This is a genomic window from Cognaticolwellia beringensis (assembly GCF_002076895.1).
Lineage (GTDB): Bacteria > Pseudomonadota > Gammaproteobacteria > Enterobacterales > Alteromonadaceae > Cognaticolwellia > Cognaticolwellia beringensis.
The window spans coordinates 1,589,197-1,607,014 of record NZ_CP020465.1 but is presented as its reverse complement, the minus strand read 5'-3'; the positions used below and the strand labels follow the sequence as shown (position 1 = coordinate 1,607,014).

Annotated in this window: 10 protein-coding genes; 4 read left to right on the top strand and 6 right to left on the bottom strand. The window is 39.8% G+C overall.

What is annotated here, in order from left to right; genetic code table 11:
* Nucleotides 1-5: 5 nt before the first annotated feature.
* The gene (locus B5D82_RS06725; RefSeq protein WP_172820626.1) at nucleotides 6-2,603 is read right to left on the bottom strand and encodes an efflux RND transporter permease subunit; all 2,598 of its coding nucleotides are present in this window, start codon (nucleotides 2,601-2,603) and stop codon (nucleotides 6-8) included.
* Between the two features lie 161 nt (nucleotides 2,604-2,764).
* Here B5D82_RS06725 and B5D82_RS06720 point away from each other — a divergent pair, with 161 nt between their 5' ends.
* On the top strand, nucleotides 2,765-3,085 hold the full coding sequence (locus B5D82_RS06720; RefSeq protein ID WP_245807574.1) for an ArsR/SmtB family transcription factor: 321 nt from the start codon (nucleotides 2,765-2,767) through the stop codon (nucleotides 3,083-3,085).
* An 8-nt stretch (nucleotides 3,086-3,093) separates the two neighbouring features.
* On the opposite strand, the gene B5D82_RS06715 is transcribed toward B5D82_RS06720, so the two are convergent.
* On the bottom strand, nucleotides 3,094-4,128 hold the full coding sequence (locus B5D82_RS06715; RefSeq protein ID WP_081150143.1) for a GlxA family transcriptional regulator: 1,035 nt from the start codon (nucleotides 4,126-4,128) through the stop codon (nucleotides 3,094-3,096).
* Between the two features lie 121 nt (nucleotides 4,129-4,249).
* Here B5D82_RS06715 and B5D82_RS06710 point away from each other — a divergent pair, with 121 nt between their 5' ends.
* Both B5D82_RS06710 and B5D82_RS06705 read left to right on the top strand, forming a co-directional pair.
* The gene (locus tag B5D82_RS06710; protein WP_081150141.1) at nucleotides 4,250-6,145 is read left to right on the top strand and encodes a beta-ketoacyl synthase; all 1,896 of its coding nucleotides are present in this window, start codon (nucleotides 4,250-4,252) and stop codon (nucleotides 6,143-6,145) included.
* Between the two features lie 228 nt (nucleotides 6,146-6,373).
* A complete protein-coding gene (locus B5D82_RS06705; protein ID WP_081150139.1) occupies nucleotides 6,374-8,578 on the top strand; it encodes a sensor domain-containing diguanylate cyclase in 2,205 nt (734 codons plus the stop codon).
* A gap of 278 nt (nucleotides 8,579-8,856) precedes the next feature.
* Here B5D82_RS06705 and B5D82_RS06700 read toward each other — a convergent pair whose 3' ends face one another.
* The 3 genes from B5D82_RS06700 to folE2 all read right to left on the bottom strand — a co-directional run bounded on the left by B5D82_RS06700 (nucleotide 8,857) and on the right by folE2 (nucleotide 16,376).
* A complete protein-coding gene (locus tag B5D82_RS06700; protein ID WP_081150137.1) occupies nucleotides 8,857-10,305 on the bottom strand; it encodes an FAD-dependent oxidoreductase in 1,449 nt (482 codons plus the stop codon).
* Nucleotides 10,306-10,332: 27 nt separating this feature from the next.
* Nucleotides 10,333-14,793 carry a glutamate synthase large subunit gene (gltB, locus tag B5D82_RS06695; protein ID WP_081150136.1) on the bottom strand — a complete coding sequence of 1,487 codons (4,461 nt, stop codon included), beginning with the start codon at nucleotides 14,791-14,793 and terminating at the stop codon, nucleotides 10,333-10,335.
* A 656-nt stretch (nucleotides 14,794-15,449) separates the two neighbouring features.
* Nucleotides 15,450-16,376, bottom strand: a complete 927-nt coding sequence (gene folE2 / locus B5D82_RS06690; protein ID WP_081150134.1) for a GTP cyclohydrolase FolE2 — start codon at nucleotides 16,374-16,376, stop codon at nucleotides 15,450-15,452.
* 331 nt (nucleotides 16,377-16,707) lie between these two features.
* Here folE2 and B5D82_RS06685 point away from each other — a divergent pair, with 331 nt between their 5' ends.
* Complete coding sequence (locus tag B5D82_RS06685; protein ID WP_081150132.1) at nucleotides 16,708-17,061, top strand: Hpt domain-containing protein; 354 nt, start codon at nucleotides 16,708-16,710, stop codon at nucleotides 17,059-17,061.
* Nucleotides 17,062-17,110: 49 nt separating this feature from the next.
* On the opposite strand, the gene arcA is transcribed toward B5D82_RS06685, so the two are convergent.
* On the bottom strand, nucleotides 17,111-17,812 hold the full coding sequence (gene arcA, locus B5D82_RS06680; protein ID WP_081150131.1) for a two-component system response regulator ArcA: 702 nt from the start codon (nucleotides 17,810-17,812) through the stop codon (nucleotides 17,111-17,113).
* Nucleotides 17,813-17,818: the final 6 nt, after the last annotated feature.

The following is a 17,818-nucleotide window of genomic DNA, read 5'->3' as shown; positions in this document are numbered from 1 at the left end:
TGTCCTTATGAATGCTGTGATTTTTTATCGGCTTTAAGAGCGCTGCGTTTAGCAAGCAGCGTTAGTAAAGCGGGTAGCAAGACCAAGGTCACTAATGCCGATAAAATCATGATGCTAGCTAAGAAAAATCCTACGGTGATATAGGGCATAAGCGGCGATAGCAACAGGGGCGTAAAGCCAATCGCAATCACGATAGCATTACGAGTAATAGCGCGGCTTGGTTCTTGAAACATAGCGGCTAATGCTGCGCTTAGACTTTGTTTTTCAGCTTCAAGTTCTCGTACTCGTTGAATAAAATGTATGGCAAAATCAATTGATAAACCTAGTGTTAAAGCGGAGAGTACCGCGATAGGCATATCATAAGCTTTGCCAAACCAGCCAACCAGTCCGTAAATCATCGTAATAGTAAAGGTCAGTGGTAGCATGGCTAAAATGCCATATTTAATCGACTTAAACAGTAGCATCATCATGATAAATACCATGACAAATGACGACAGTAAGCTGTCAATCATGCCACTAACCATCGCGTCTTGCCAAACAACATTGAGGTATGATTTACCCGCCCATTGATGTTGAACGTCGATAGGTGGCGGATTTTCACTGATATAGTTGTCTACCCAACTCACCACGTTTGCCATGTGCTGATTGTCACCGCTAGTCATTTGTAGCCATAAAAGCGTGCGTTGGTAATCAGGGGTCACAAAGTGCCATAAATCTTGTGGGCGATGAGAAGACTGAAATTGCAGCAAGGTTTGTGCGACACCATTACTACTATTTGGAATCGCGAAATCTTTATCATCTCCAGAATTAAGCTCACGATTCACTGTGCTAATAATATCGGTCAAGCTATTTACTTTACCGACATCGCCGTTATTAACCAGCGCCGTTTGTAAATTAACCAACCAATTAAGCATGGCAGGGTCAGTAAATATTTTTTGGGCATTATTGGCTTGCTCGCTAATACTATAAAGCTGTTCGAGCCAAGGTTGCTCTTGGGCGTTGGCATTAAAGCTAAAGTCATCAAGTTGGATTAATAAATCTTGCGTGAAGAAGCTTCTTTTTTCATTTTTATCGGTATTTAGCCATTGATTGTAAGTTTGTGAAATGGCCGTTTTCGTCGCGCCGTTATTTGCCACATTAAGGATGTTATTAAAATTAGCTAAGGCATCTTGTTGCTGTAGGTTGTTATTGCTAAACACAAGCCATGCGTCATAAGTACCGGCAAAATGTTCATTAAGTACTTTATCGGCGATACGAATTTCATGATCGGCTTTGAACCAATTGATCGGGTTGTCATTAATGATAATGCGATTTACACCCACTAAACTGACTGCAAACAATGCAATAAAAGCGATTAAGATTAGCTTGGTACGTTTTACGGAAAACGCGCCTAATTTTTCTAAGCTGTTAGCTAATCGGCCTTTTTGTTCCATCTGCTGTATTGCGGCTTGTAACTTGGCTAAGGTTTCAGGCTTCATGCGTGCAATATACGAAGGAATATAAGTAATGGTTAAGACAAAGGCTAATAGAATGCCACTGCCGATAAAAGCGCCAAACACTTTTACTGGCGGAATAGGCGTTAACATTAAGGAGTAAAAGCCGACCGCAGAAGTAATTGAGGTAAATAGCATAGGCTTGTATAAATGTCCCATGACTTTTTTAATGGTTTTGGATGCGTCGTCACCGGCTTTAAAACGATCGGCAAATTCCGATAATATATGCACGGAGTCGACCACTGCTATCGGCATTAAAAATATCGCGATCATCGACGACATAATATGAACGGTAAAGCCAAAGCCAATTAAGCTCCCCATAATGATTAATACCGTTGCCATAGCGACAACCATAGGGGCAATGATCAGCGCTATATTTCGAAAGAAAACCCAAAGTAATAGAAATATCGCTAAGCCAGCTAATGGCGCTGCAACGGCCATCTGTACAAACATTTCGTAGCCAAACTGGTCTTCAGCAACGGGTAAACCTGTGATGTGAAAAGCTAAGTCTTTTTGTGTAACGGCTGTTATGTTAGCGGCTAAGGCTCTTATTTGTTCGGCAATAGCATAACTTTGGTCTTTGGCTATAATCGGCACATAGATCGCAACCGCTTTGTTGTCGCCAGACACTAAGGTGTTATTTAGCATAGGCAAACGTTTTACCGCTTGCTGAATTTCTTGACTAGCTTGTAAGGTAGTGGGGGCTTCTCTCATCAGGTATTCAAATAGCACCCCCTGATTAACGCCTTGCTGGTCAGTTATCTGACTTATATTATCAACAACATTTAACGACATTAAATCTTGTGAAATAACCCCCTCAAGTTGAAGGATATTATTAGTTAATTGCTCAACAATATTGAGGGTTTCAGGAATGAATATACTATTTTTGCTGACCAAACCTACGACAATCATATCGCGCATCAGGAAATCAGTTTTTATTTGATTATGAAATATTCGTGCTGGATCCTCTCGGCTGAGCATATTCTCAGGATCGGTATCGATAACTATTTGAGGTAGCATGGCTAAACTCAACAGTGTTATTAGCAAAACTATGCTGTAGATTACTTTCGGTTTTTCAATAGCGAAGTTTAATATGCGTTGATAATTCAAAATGCTTTCCAGTCTATTTTATTATAAGAGTAAAGTTATATTAGGAAAATGTAATATACTTTTATATTAGCAGTATCTAATGTAATATCCAACAAGAAATAAAGGATAGATAATTCTTACACCGTAGCATCATTTTTACGATAAATAATAGTGAGTGATAAATGGCTGATTTAGCAGCAATTGATATAAACGACATGCGAGAGAATGCGGCACAGGCAGCCGACTTATTGAAAGCGATGAGTAATCAAAATCGATTATTGATTTTATGTCATTTAGGTGAGAAAGAAATGTCGGTCAATGAACTGAATAACTTTGTCGATTTAAGTCAATCAAGCTTATCGCAGCATTTAGCGAGATTACGCCAAGATAATTTAGTAAAAACGCGTCGTGAATCTCAAACTATATTTTACAGTATCGCGAATCCTTCAGTGGTAAAGTTAATTAGCTTTTTACACAGTGAGTTTTGTGAAAAATCTTTATAAGCCAATCATTAATCGTTGCTAAATAACTTTTTTCTTACCATAGCTCGATAAGCTTTTGGCGTTATATTTAGCATGCTTTTAAATAGCCGAGTAAAGTTTGCTTGGTCTTGATAGCCCACTTGAAAAGCCACTTCTTGAATTGATAAATTACTCGCCGCTAATAATTCCTTTGCTGTTTGTATCTTTAATTTTTGCCAATATTGCGTAGCGTTAATGCCTGTCGCTAGTTTGAACCTGCGGGTAAATGAGCGCTGACTAATACCAAACTGCTGGGCAATATCATTTAAGGTAAATTCAGAATTTAAGTTCGTTTTCAGCCAAAATTGAATTTGGCTAATTAATTCGTCGGGATGTCGATCGACCCCACCTTCTAAGTAGCGTTGTTCCTCGTAAGGCTTTCTTATTTCATGAGAGAAGTTACGTTCTACCTGTTGAGCAGCGTTTTGGCCATAAATTTGAAAAATAATATGCACAACAATGTCTGCTAGGGCATTTAAGCTAGCAGCACAATAGGTGCGTTCAGATTGCGTGATAAAAAAGTCTGGTTTTAAATCTACTTTAGGGTAATCACGTTTAAACTGCTCGACATAATGCCAATGTGTTGTGGCGGGGTGATGGTCTAAAAGTCCCGCTTCAGCCATTAAGCAAACCCCGGTGCCACTGCCAATTAAGGTTGAGCCTTGTGACCAAATATTACTGAGCCAGTTTAACATTTTCGGTTGTTTCGCAATTATCGGTCTAGGGTTGCGCCATAAACTTGGAATAAAAACAAAGTCGGGCCGCTGTGCATGGTCAATATCTGTATCTGGCAGCAATTTAATTAGCGCGCGAGTAGATATTGGCTTAATATTTTCAGCAACCATTTCAATCGACAAGCGTGGTGCATGGCGATTTTCTTGCCGCGCTACAGCTTCACCAGCACGCAACATTTCAACGGGTAAGCTAACACTGGTTGATAGCATATGATCATAGAGCAACAAGGCTATGTTAATTTGATGGTCTTTATTGCGTTTTTGTTTTGCTTTTAGCACACCTGATCTCATACTATTTAATTGATTTGGCTATCTTGACATGTTTTATGGCTATTTATACATATTATTTTTTTGAGTTAACTCTTACACTGAGCTATATAAATATATTTGCTTTAATTTTAAGAGATTTTTCATGACTGCGTTACCGATTATAGTTGGCATGGGTGGCATTAATGCTGCTGGTAGAACATCATTTCATCAAGGCTTTCGCCGCATTGTTATTGATAAATTAAATGCTGAAGCTCGGCAAGAAACTTTTGTCGGCTTAGCAACGTTAATGAACTTATTAACTAGCCAAGATGGCAATCTAGTTGACGCTGAAGGTAATGTTGTTGATAAGTCTGACGTTGAACAACGTTTTGGCGAAGAAATTTTAGCCGGAACATTGATCCGTAAGATTGAACATGAACACTTTAATCCTGATGCCACGCCATGGCAGCAAAAACTCACCATGGATACCGGCGATAACGGAATTAGTTTTGAAACCCGTGCTCGTGATTTACCGAGCCCATTACCTCGTTCATGGAAAATTACCGAATTAGAAGATAAACGCGTTCGTGTAGAAATTGCCGGTGAAATTGAAGTTAAACATGACTCAACTCGTGATAACCCAATAAAAGCTGCAGGACAATTCCCCACCGGCTTCAAACCCGCGAGTTTATATAATAGCCGCTATCAGCCACGTGGTTTGCAAGCCACTATTTTTGGCGCAGCAGACGCTATTCACTCTACAGGTTATAGCTGGAATGAAATTGTTGACAGAATAAGCCCAGATGAAATTGGCACTTATTCAGCTTCTGTTTTTGGCCAAACCCAAGCAGAAGGTTTTGGTGGCATGATGCAAAGCCGTCAACAAGGCGAGCGTGTATCAACAAAAAATTTAGCGCTAGGTTTAAATACCATGTCGACTGATTTTATCAATGCTTATGTTACGGGCAGTGTAGGCACAACATTTACCTCTACGGGCGCATGTGCCACGTTTCTATATAACTTAAAAGCAGCCGTACAAGATATACAAGCGGGTCGCATTCGTTTGGCGATTGTTGGTAGTAATGATTGTGCTGTTACGCCGGAAGTTGTTGAAGGTTTTGGCAATATGAGTGCATTGGCCAATGAAGAAGGTTTGAAAAAAATTGATGGTAACGGTGTTGCTGATCATCGTCGTACCAGTCGTCCATTCGGTAATAACTGTGGTTTTACTATCGGTGAAGCAGCTCAGTTTATTGTGATAATGGATGATGCCTTAACACTCGAACTTGGTGCTAATGTTTTAGGCTCAGTGGCTGACGTTTTTACCAATGCTGATGGTATTAAAAAGTCGATTACTGCGCCTGGTCCAGGCAATTATATTACGATGGCGAAATCAGTTGCATTGGCTAAATCTATTGTGGGTGCTGAAGCAGTGCAACAACGTAGTTTTATATTGGCCCATGGTTCAAGTACGCCACAAAACCGTGTTACTGAGTCATTAATTTATGACCGTGTCGCAAGAAGTTTTGATATTAACAATTGGCCAGTAGCCGCACCAAAAGCTTTTGTTGGTCACACTATTGGTCCAGCAAGTGGCGATCAAGTAGCGATGGCGCTAGGTGTGTTTGCTCACAATATTATGCCAGGTATAACTACTATTGATAAAGTGGCTGATGACGTTTATAACGAGCGCTTAAATATCGCTACAGAGCATTGGTATTGTGACAACATGGATGTGGCATTTATTAACTCAAAAGGCTTTGGTGGCAATAACGCCACAGCGACTTTATTTTCACCAGCCGTAACTTTGGCGATGATGGAAAAACGTCACGGTAGCCATGCCATGGAAAGTTACCATGATAAAGCGAAGGTTGTAGAACAAGCTAGAATCAAATATCAAACTCAAGCCGATAACGGTGATTTTCAAATTATTTACCGTTTTGGTGACGGTACCTTGATGGATGATGACGTTACCATAACCGATGAAGATATTAGTGTTACTGGTTTCGCCAATAAAATAGTACTACCAGTAAAGAACCCGTTTGCCGATATGGTTTAACCTTAATTAAACAAAGATAGTTTTCTACAAAGCCCTGCAATAATATTGACAGGGCTTTTGTATTTAATGCACTATAACAATCGCTATATAAATATTATACAGGCAGTTATCACAGGCCGTTATCAAAATTCTCTGGCTGTGCAAAAGGACTTAATGTCAGGAGCTATGTCCTCAATTATACCGTTTGCATAATAGCAACTTAATCTCGATTGGAGTGTTTCATAATCTATGGCTATTGCGCCTATTAAGACTGCATTACCGCTTGACGAAGAAATCGTTGAAGCCAAATCTAGCCAATCCCGCCTCATCATATTAGCCTTAGCGTTAGGTTTATTTGGCGCAGCGCTCAATAGTTATCCTATTGAACTTGCCTACAGTGTTTCATTAGTTATCGGAAATCTGGCTTTTATTATTGCCGCTGCTTATCTTCGACCTGCACTAACATTACTCTGTGCTTTGATTTGTGTCGCGCCGCTGTTGGTTCTTTGGGGCCATCCTTTTGGTTTTTTAACCTTCGGTTGTGAAGCACTTTTTATCTCTTACATGCGCGGGAGAGGCTGGTATTTACCTACGGCTGATTTTTTATATTGGCTTATTATAGGTATGCCAATGACCGCGGTGATAATCTGGCTTAATACATCAGAGTCACAAGAGTATTTACTGTTCTCTTTGTTTAAGCAGAGTATTAATGCGGTTTTTTATACTGCTCTAGGTGTCATCTTTATTTTTGTCTTCAGTGATAAATTGAACGGCTGGGTAAAGTCACAACAACCAAAGCTAATGAAAAACCTAAAGCAATACTTACACTATATTCTATGGATAATGTCGGCTTTTTTTGTCATCGGTGTTTGTTTGTTTTTAAGCCGTAACTTAAATGAGATACAACAGCAACAAATTGAAGATAAAATCGATATTAGTAGTCAATATTTAGGTCGAATTGTAGAAAGTTATGTTGATGATCACACAAAAGCCGTTGCGCAAATTGCTAATGAACTCTCTGCTATTGAGCCCAGCCGCTATAATGACGCCTTAGTTAAAATTCATCAGTTGTATCCAGGTTTTATAACTATGTTGGTGACGAATCAAGAGGCAAATATTGTAGCCTCTTCCCCGCGAATTTTAATGAAAGATATACCCCAAAGTGGCGTAAGTGTTGCTGACCGCTCTTATTTTACCGAAGCATTTTTTAATCAATCGGTTTATGTCTCGCCCGTTTTCCTCGGGAGAGGATTCGGCGCAGATCCTATTATTGCCATCAGTGCTCCAATTTATGTCAAAAATAATAATGAGCCGGCTGGCGTTGTCGAAGGGTCCTTAAATCTTAACTTGTTTGAAAAAGTTAATAGTTATGCAGCGAACGATCGAGAGATTGATGTCGTTTTAACTGATGGTAATGACAATGTAATATATGCTGAATCTAGCTTAGGCTTATCTCAATTATCGAAATTTAATTTCACTTTTAATCAACATACTAACTCAAATAATTTCATGATAATTGAGAGTAATGGCTCAAATAACATACGTTACTTATACCGCCAAGTAACCTTGAATAATGGTTGGAAAATATTTGTTTTGATTGAACATAAGCAAATTTTAAAGTTAATTGAACAACAATACTTGACCATTTTTATCTCGTTATTTTTAATTTTTATGTTGGTGGTTTTATTAGCAAATCAATTTGCTAATACATTAAATAAACCTTTAGTATTTGCTTTAAATGAGCTTGCTCATGGTGATGGTAAAACAGGCTACAAAGCCATTCCTTATGATGCCCCAACTGAATTTTTGACGTTATATGATGAATTACAGCAGTCGAAAGAAAAGCTATTAAAACAGCAGTTTATTTTAGAGGAAAAAGTTAGCAAGCGCACTAAAGACCTAAATAAAGCCAATAAAGCGCTGAAAGAATTAGCCAATATAGATAGCTTAACAGGCCTATATAATCGCCGATATTTAGAAGATAAATTTAGTGAACTCCAAGCCATATTGTCGAGGAATAATGCTGCCATGGTGGTTGCTATGCTAGATCTTGACCACTTTAAAAAATTGAATGATGAATACGGCCATTTAATTGGTGATAACTGTTTAGCGTATATTAGTGGTGTTATGAAACGTAAATTTGATCGCCGCAGTGATATTGTTGCTCGCTTTGGCGGCGAAGAGTTTATTATTGTTACACAATCGGATGATCAAAACGGTGTAATACAAAAACTCGAAGAGTTTCGTGAAGAATTAGCACAGCATAGCTTCCCGCACCTATCTCATCAATTTGTCGGTATTACTATTTCTATTGGTGTGGTAACCGCTAACGCTAAGTTTTCTGCAGATATTGATGACTGGATCAGTCTTGCGGACGAGCAACTCTATCAGGCGAAGCACAATGGTCGTAATCAATTAGCGAGTAATATTTTAACGAATGTAAGCAAGGATTAAGTCACTTTTATACCAGTCAACTTGGTATTACTACGTTATAGGCGGTGTCATTTAATATAGTGCTAGCAAGATAGGGCATGGTAAATATGAGATTGTATGAGTTGTAGTGGCGCGTGAGTATAAAATTGAAATATTCTTTTTAGCGCTATTTTAGCAATAAAACTTATCCGGTTCGGTGGAGTTTATGTTTGTTATTTATTGGCATAACTTTTTACTAATATCACTTTACAATGCAGCGAGTGCCACATTGTAAAGTGAGTTATATCAATTGATATTATTTATGCTTCTTTTTCTTGAGCTGTCATCACAAAATCTAGTATGCCAATAGCGGCTTTTCGACCTTGGTCAATAGCAGTAACTACTAAGTCAGAACCTAGCACCATATCACCACCGGCAAAGATGTTTTCTTTACTGGTTTGTAAGGCAAAACTGGTGTTGTCGGCAGCAATTACACGACCTCTAGTGTCTACTTCTACACCGGCATCTTTCATCCATTGTGGTGGGCTTGGCATAAAGCCAAATGCGATAACCACAGCATCTGCTGGCATAATGAACTCTGAGCCTTCAATAGCTTCTGGGTTGCATCGGCCTTTAGCATCTGGCTTACCCAGCTGTGTTTTGATAAATTTAACACCGCAAGTATCGCCGTTATCGTCAGTCGCGATATCGATAGGCTGAATATTAAACTGAAAATCTACGCCTTCTTCTTTCGCATTTTGTACTTCTCGTGGCGAACCTGGCATATTTGCTTGGTCGCGGCGATAAGCACAAGTAACTTCAGTGGCACCTTGGCGAATAGAGCTACGGACACAATCCATCGCGGTATCACCACCACCCAGTACGACAACTTTTTTACCTGAAAAGTTAACATAAGGTTTGGCATTGGCATTGCCATCTTCTTGTGAAAGTTTCATGAGTTTTTGCGTGTTGGCAACTAAAAAGTCTAGTGCATTATAAACGCCAGGTGCTGATTCATTTTCGAAACCACCGGTCATGTCGGTATACGTACCCAGTGCTAAAAATACGGCGTCAAATTCATTGCTGATGTCAGCAAAACTGATATCGACACCGACATTAATATTTAAGCGAAACTCAATCCCCATACCTTCAAGGATTTCCCTACGAGTTTGAATAACGTCCTTTTCTAATTTAAAAGATGGGATGCCAAAAGTAAGCAAACCACCAATTTGGGCGTGCTTATCAAACACAACGGCTTCAACACCGTTTCTGGTTAGTACATCAGCACAGGCTATACCCGCTGGGCCAGCGCCAATAATGGCGACACGCTTGCCAGTGGCAATAACTTGAGATAGATCAGGTTTCCAACCTTGTGCTATGGCAGTATCGGTAATATATTTTTCAATATTCCCGATAGTAACAGCGCCAAAGTCATCATTTAGGGTACAAGCTGACTCACACAGTCTGTCTTGTGGGCAAACACGGCCACACATTTCAGGTAAACTGTTAGTTTCATGACACAAGTCAGCCGCTTCCATTATTTTGCCGTCAGTAACCAGCTCTAGCCATTGTGGAATATAGTTGTGCACAGGGCACTTCCATTCACAATAAGGGTTACCGCAATCTAAACAACGATCGGCTTGACCGGCACTTTGATCTTCACTTAAGGGTTGATAAATTTCGACAAAATTAATTTTACGTTGCTCTATCGCTTTTTTAGGCGGGTCGATACGTTTTACGTCGATAAATTGATATATATTTTTACTCATGATCTAGCTTCTCCAATCGTGTTCTTATTATTGCGCTTGAACACGAAGTTCTGCAGATGAACGGCTGCGATGCCCTAATAGGGTTTTAACATCAACGGCCTTTGGCTTAATCAACTTAAACATTGGTGCATAAGTGTCAAAATTATTTAAAATTTCTTCTGCTCTTAAGCTGCCAGTTTCATCTAAGTGTTGGTTGATAATGCCACGTAGGTGTTCTTGATGAATATTGAGTTCATCAATCGCTAACATCTCAATTGATTCATTGTTTAGGCGAATATCTAAATCATCTTGCTCATCTAAAACATAAGCGAAACCACCCGTCATACCGGCACCAAAATTAACCCCTACATGGCCTAAAATGGTCACTATACCACCAGTCATGTATTCACAGGCATGATCGCCAGTACCTTCAATAACAGCATGACAGCCAGAGTTTCTCACGGCAAAACGTTCACCCGCACGACCACAACCGTAAAGCTTGCCGCCGGTTGCTCCGTACAAACAAGTGTTACCCATAATCATGGTTTTATGACTTAAATATTCAACGCCTTTGGGTGGTTTTATAGTTAATTTACCACCGGCCATTCCTTTGCCAACATAGTCGTTAGCGTCACCGGTTAGGGTCATTTCTAAGCCGCCAGCATTCCAGACACCAAAGCTTTGTCCTGCCGTACCATTTAAAAATACTTTAATTGGGTTTGCAGCCATGCCTTGATCGCCATGTTTACGCGCAATTTCGCCAGATAATGAAGCACCAACTGAGCGATCAGTGTTTTGAATCGATAAACGATATTCACCACCTTTACTGTGGGCAATAGCATCAGAAGCAAGCGACAGTAAACGCTGATTTAACTCACCTTTATCAAAGGGCTCATTGGTATCAGTTTGATGCAACGCAGTATCATCACCTGCTACCACCGGTGCAATAATTGGTCGTAAATCTAGTTTTTGTTGCTTAGCCGTAATACCCGCTAATGGGACGAATAAATCGGTGCGACCGATAATAGCCGTTAAACTTTCAACACCTAGACTGGCTAAAATTTCGCGAACATCTTGCGCAATAAACTTAAAATAATTCATTACTTGATCAGGCAAACCTTTAAAAAATTGTTCACGTAGCACTTCATCTTGTGTTGCAACACCTGTAGCACAGTTGTTTAAGTGACAAATACGCAGGAATTTACAGCCGAGTGTCACCATAGGCGCGGTACCAAAACCGAAGCTTTCTGCACCTAAAATAGCGGCTTTAACAATATCTAATCCAGTTTTAAGTCCGCCATCAACCTGTAAACGAACCTTGTGGCGTAATCCGTTTGTTACCAGTGATTGATGCGCTTCAGCTAAACCAAGCTCCCAAGGGCAACCTGCATATTTAACTGAGGTTAGCGGGCTGGCACCTGTGCCACCGTCATAGCCTGAAATAGTAATAAAGTCAGCATAGGCTTTGGCAACACCAGAGGCGATAGTGCCAACACCTGGACCTGAAACAAGTTTTACTGAAATAACCGCTTTGGGATTGACTTGTTTTAAGTCGAAAATCAGTTGGGCCAGATCCTCAATAGAATAAATATCGTGATGCGGAGGAGGAGATATCAAGGTCACTCCAGGCACTGAAAAACGTAGTTTTGCAATCAAAGGAGTAACTTTATCGCCAGGTAATTGGCCACCTTCACCTGGTTTCGCGCCTTGTGCTACTTTAATTTGCAACACATCTGCGTTCACTAGATAGTAAGGTGTAACGCCAAAACGCCCTGATGCAATTTGCTTGATACGTGAATTTTTTACCGTGCCAAAGCGTCGTTCGTCTTCTCCACCTTCACCAGAGTTTGAGAAACCACCTAAGCGGTTCATGGCAATTGCTAATGCTTCATGTGCTTCAGGGCTTAATGCACCAATAGACATAGCAGCACTATCAAAGCGTTTAAATAGTTCGGTTTCGGGTTCAACGGCTGAAATATCAATCGCTGTTTGGTCGTCTTTTAGTGCTAATAAATCACGTAACGCGGCGGCTGGACGTTTGTTAACGTGGTCAGCAAATATTCTGTAATCACTATAATCACCGCTGCGCACCGCTGCTTGTAGTGTGCTGACTACATCAGGGTTATAAGCGTGATATTCTCCACCGTGGACGTATTTTAGTAAACCACCATGGCTTATTTTTTGATGTGGCATAAAAGCTTTGCGAGCAAGGTTGATATTGTCTTGTTCGATGTCAGCAAAGTCTGCACCTTGAATACGGCTAGGCAATTCAGGGAAACAAAGATCCATGATGTTACGATTTAAGCCGATAACTTCAAATAGTCCCGCACAACGATAGCTGGCAATGGTCGAAATACCCATTTTCGATAATATTTTCAGCAGGCCTTTATTAATGCCTTCACGGTAATTGACTACGGCTTGGCGAGCAGTAAGGTTAATCTGCTTTTGTTCAACCAATTGTTCAATAGTATCGTATGCTAAGAACGGGTAAATCGCGGTGGCACCTAAGCCGAACAGTACGGCAAACTGATGTGAATCACGCACCGAAGCTGTTTCTACAATAATATTGGAGTCACAACGTAATTGTTTATCGACTAAACGTTTTTGTACCGCACCAACAGCCATTGCAGCGGGAATAGGTAACATGCCTTTATGTATTTGGCGATCAGATAACACTAAGATTACGGTGTTTTTATCTCTTACTAATGTTTCTGCTTCATCACATAGACGCAACACCGCGGCTTCTAAACCTTCTTCTTGATCATAGTTCAAGGTTAAGGTGTCTGAGCGGTAATGTTCGGGATCAAGCTCTCGTAACTGCTTTAATCCGGTGTACATTAATACTGGTGTAGCAAATAGAATACGATCGGCATGGCCAGTGGTTTCATTGAAAACATTATGCTCACGGCCAATACAAGTACCTAATGACATAACATAACGCTCACGTAATGGGTCAATAGGTGGATTGGTTACTTGCGCAAATTGTTGACGGAAATAATCATAGAGCGAACGCGGTTGACTAGATAATACAGCCATTGGCGTGTCATCGCCCATCGAACCTGTCGCTTCTTGACCGTTTTCCGCTAATGCTTTTACGACTTGATGTATTTCTTCATAGCTGTAGTTAAACATTTTATGGTATTGAGCAATTTCTTGATCGGTAAATATCCGTTGGCCAATCAAACTTGCATCTAATTGATCGAAAGGGACCAAACGACGAATATTATTGTCTAACCATTCACGATAAGGATGGCGAATTTTTAGTTCATTGTCGATCGCGTTTGAATTAAAAATTTTACCAGTATAAGTGTCAATGGCTAACATTTCACCAGGACCGACGCGGCCTTTTTCGACCACTTCATCTTCGCCGTAATCCCAAATACCCACTTCAGAGGCTAAGGTAATAAAACCATCTCGAGTGATAACATAACGAGCAGGTCTTAAGCCATTTCGGTCTAAGTTACAAGAAACGTGACGGCCATTGGTAACAACAACGCCAGCCGGTCCATCCCATGGTTCCATGTGCATCGAGTTAAATTCATAAAAAGCTTTTAAATCATCGTCCATTAAAGGATTACTTTGCCAAGCTGGTGGCATTAACAGACGCATGCCCCGGTAAAGATCCATGCCGCCCGCCATGAATAATTCAAGCATGTTGTCTAATGAAGAGGAATCAGAGCCACTCTCGTTTACAAAAGGAGCCGCGTCTTGTAAGTCTGGGAGTAAGGGGGATCTAAAGCCGTGCGTTCGAGCACGACTCCATTGTCGGTTGCCTTTAATGGTATTAATTTCACCATTATGAGCTAAATAACGAAAAGGTTGTGCTAAATGCCACTCGGGAGAGGTATTGGTTGAAAAGCGCTGATGAAATAGGCAAATCGCAGTTTGCATGCGAATATCGGCAAGGTCTAAATAAAAATTTGGTAAATCTACTGGCATCATTAAGCCTTTGTAGATCGTTACTAAGCACGACAAACTTGCAACATAGAAGCGGTCGTCACTAATACGTTTTTCTGCGCGTCGTCTCGCCATATATAGTCGACGTTCGAGATCTCGGTTACGCCAGCCTGACGGCGCATCGACAAAAACTTGTTCAATACCAGGTAAATTACCTTTAGCAATTTCACCTAAAGTAGCGGTGTCAGTAGGCACTATTCTCCAGCCAACTAAGGTCAGTGTTTCACGCGCTAATTCTTCTTCTAGAATTTTTTTACTGGCATTTGCTTTGATAGGATCGGGATTAAGAAAAATCATACCAACGGCGTACTTTCGTCCTAGCTGCCAGTTGTTTTCTTCAGCAACAGCACGAAAAAAGCTGTCTGGCTTTTGCATTAACAAGCCACAACCATCACCGGTTTTTCCATCAGCAGCGATACCACCGCGATGCTGCATTCGGTCTAATGCTTGAATGGCAGTCTTTACGAGCTTATGACTGGTTTCGCCGTGTTGATGGGCAATAAGACCAAAGCCACAATTGTCTTTTTGATAAGTATGATCGTAAAGTTGCATTATTTTCTCCAAATAAACGCCTCGACTGTTTGGTTTGATTAGAATGGAATGAAATTATACTTAAAATGCATAAATAGTCCCGAATTCGAAGCGAGGAACTCCTTACATTAAACATTTAACGCTTATACGTCAATTCGAATAGAGTAAATACTCGTAATTATTTTACGTGCTTATTAACAAATAACAACAAATAGTGTGATATTCGTACTATTGTCAACAATATAGCTGCTTTTTAGGTCATGTTGACTGTACGTAAGTAACTATAAACGTGCTTTATGTAATTTTATTACATTTTCAGGTTATAAAAGTGTAATCGCTTATAGTGTTTCTATTCATTATTTGTGCAAAGTCATAGGCCGTTGAAATTATCCTCAAGGCAAACTAAAAAGTGATAAATTTGATGATTAATGACCGCGCCCGTTGTATGTAGTCGAGGTCTACGTTATTTATATCAGTGGGTTGTTTTGACCAGAAGAAATAATCAGTGATTATTTAGGTTGGTATAATACTACTGAGTAGGAAATTAGACAAAAATTGGCGAGTGGCACTGTTGAAATTTTCGAGTAGATAAAAAAATCCCTAATCGTTTTACAAAATTAGGGATTGTTAATTTTTTGCGTTAATACCAATATCAAGCTTATCGTAAGTTGATTACGTTAAGCTTGATAACCATCTACAACACCTTTCGTTGTTACACTGACGGCATCATGAGCATGTAGTGATTCTAAATGGTTAATACGTAGCCAGAAATCATCAAACTGATCAGTGATATTCATGGTGTGCTGTAAGCGACGAGCAGCGTCTTCACAGAACATTAAGTTTTGGCCATTTAACAGTGCAAATTCTTGTTCGTCTTCACGCTTTACTGCAGCTTGAACGGGTGTTTTAAGTGAGTTTTCAATTAAATCAACAAGATCAGTAATAGGAAATTCAGTTGTAGAACTATTAAGCTTTACTTTAATTTCAGCAACCGAGCGTTGGCTATGTGGTGTAGCAACAATGCCTTCGGTTGTGCCAAGCCATTCGTGAACATCAGCTAAATCAACATTGGCGTCATCGGAAAATTTTTCTTTAAAGGCTTTCTGGATCAATTGACGTGCTAATGCTGCAGAACAAGGGCAAGTTGAAGAATATCGTACGTCGAGAGAAAGCTCGATATCAAGTTTACCTTTATTTAAACGGCCAGTAACCGTAACAGGATAAGCTTTCCAACCTTGTTTACCACTAATAAGCGACTTACGACGGAGATGATAATCAAAGCTAAATTTTACTTTAGCATTATCACTTAACTCTTGATGGCTGCTAATAAAGCCGTCTAATAGGGTCACTAAGCTTTGATGGTTTAAAACATTTGAGTTTGATAATTCATCAAGGAGTAAATATAAGCGCGACATATGAATGCCTTTGGCTTTTGGCTCTTTAAGGTTGACAAACGCATCAACGTAGGCTGAAACCATACGTTCTGATTGTCCTTTTGAGGCAACCATGATTGGCATTTCTATATTGCTCATACCGACCCAATCCAAAGTACCCTCAGTTTGTGCTGTGGTGTGATTTGCTATATCAGGCATTAATGTTGGCATTTTGACTCCGCTATTCGATGTGCACTAAGTAAAGGGCTAACTTTGATAACTTCAGTACTTAGAAAAATTATAATCAGCATTATTATCGAAAAATTGCGATAGTTCCCACAACGACTTTAGAAGGTGGAATATAATGCAGTGACCCTGAAAAGGCGGCTATTTTGAACGAAATACCCACTAAAAGCAATATTTGTAATAGCGATGTTGAGATTGTTCTAGAATATGGTAGTTGTATTTAATATCTGTTATAAACGGGGCTTAATTTAGTTGTTATTTATAACTTAAAGTTTAAATAGCCGTAGCATCGAATTGTTGTCGCAAAGGAGACTTCATGGCACTAACTCAGCACCATCACATCGACTTAACATTAATTAATGGTTATTTAGAAGCATTAGACATAGTGGTCATTCAACAAATGTTGGATCTATATATTCAGCAGTCGGAATTGAATCTAACTGCCATTAACAGTGCCGTAGTTAATGCGGATCAAAAGACATGGCAAGAGCAGTGTCATAAAATGAAAGGATCGGCCGCTAGTGCAGGCTTAAGCCAAGTACATCAGAAACTTATTTTGCTAGAGAAGTCGACCGAAGACAGTGAGATTAAAGCTCAGCACTTACATGAACTGAGATTATTAAACCAACAAGCAGTCGCTGCTTTTCAACAATGGCTTAAAGAACAATAAGCCGAGGTAGATATTTGGCAGGTAAATCATTCTCCCTGCTTATAACCTTCTAATCTATCTGACCGATAAATCGATAACCTTCACCGTGAATGGTATTAATCAATTCAGGTGAGCTTTCAACTGACTCAAAATGTTTGCGTAGGCGACGAATAGTAACATCTACTGTTCGGTCGTTAGTACGTAAGTCTCGCCCAGTCATTTCTTTGATTAATTGCTGACGCGTAACAATTTGTCCAACATTTTCAATAAGTAAACGCAGTGCTCGATATTCGCCGCGTGGAATTGATATTTCTCTGCCGTCTGGTGTCGTCATCTTGCGTGAGTTGCCATCAAGTGACCATTGGTTAAAGCTTATAATATCAAGACGCTTTTCAAGATTACTCGGTGTCATGCGATTTAATATATTACGAGCTCGAATGGTAAGTTCACGAGGATTAAACGGTTTAGTTAAATAATCGTCAGCACCAATTTCTAAGCCAAGAATCTTGTCAATGTCACTATCGCGCCCAGTGAGAAAAATTAAGCCTAAGTCTTTATTACGGGTTAATTCTCGTGCTAATAATAAACCGTTTTTACCGGGTAAATTAATATCCATAATAACTAAGTTGATCTGGTTATTTTTAAGTGCGCGTTCCATGCTATCACCATCTATTGCTTCTGCCACCTGATAGCCTTCTGCTTCAAATAGATTTCGTAGATTAAAGCGTGTGACGTCTTCGTCTTCTACGATTAATATATGAGGTTTATGCATGTTCAA

Bases quoted from the DNA above. Each gene is read 5' to 3' on its own strand.
- B5D82_RS06715 (WP_081150143.1), bottom strand. From the start codon at position 4,128: ATGAGATCAGGTGTGCTAAAAGCAAAACAAAAACGCAATAAAGACCAT.
- gltB (WP_081150136.1), bottom strand. From the start codon at position 14,793: ATGCAACTTTACGATCATACTTATCAAAAAGACAATTGTGGCTTTGGT.
- B5D82_RS06700 (WP_081150137.1), bottom strand. From the start codon at position 10,305: ATGAGTAAAAATATATATCAATTTATCGACGTAAAACGTATCGACCCG.
- B5D82_RS06720 (WP_245807574.1), top strand. From the start codon at position 2,765: ATGGCTGATTTAGCAGCAATTGATATAAACGACATGCGAGAGAATGCG.
- B5D82_RS06710 (WP_081150141.1), top strand. From the start codon at position 4,250: ATGACTGCGTTACCGATTATAGTTGGCATGGGTGGCATTAATGCTGCT.
- B5D82_RS06685 (WP_081150132.1), top strand. From the start codon at position 16,708: ATGGCACTAACTCAGCACCATCACATCGACTTAACATTAATTAATGGT.
- arcA (WP_081150131.1), bottom strand. From the start codon at position 17,812: ATGCATAAACCTCATATATTAATCGTAGAAGACGAAGACGTCACACGC.
- B5D82_RS06705 (WP_081150139.1), top strand. From the start codon at position 6,374: ATGGCTATTGCGCCTATTAAGACTGCATTACCGCTTGACGAAGAAATC.
- folE2 (WP_081150134.1), bottom strand. From the start codon at position 16,376: ATGCCAACATTAATGCCTGATATAGCAAATCACACCACAGCACAAACT.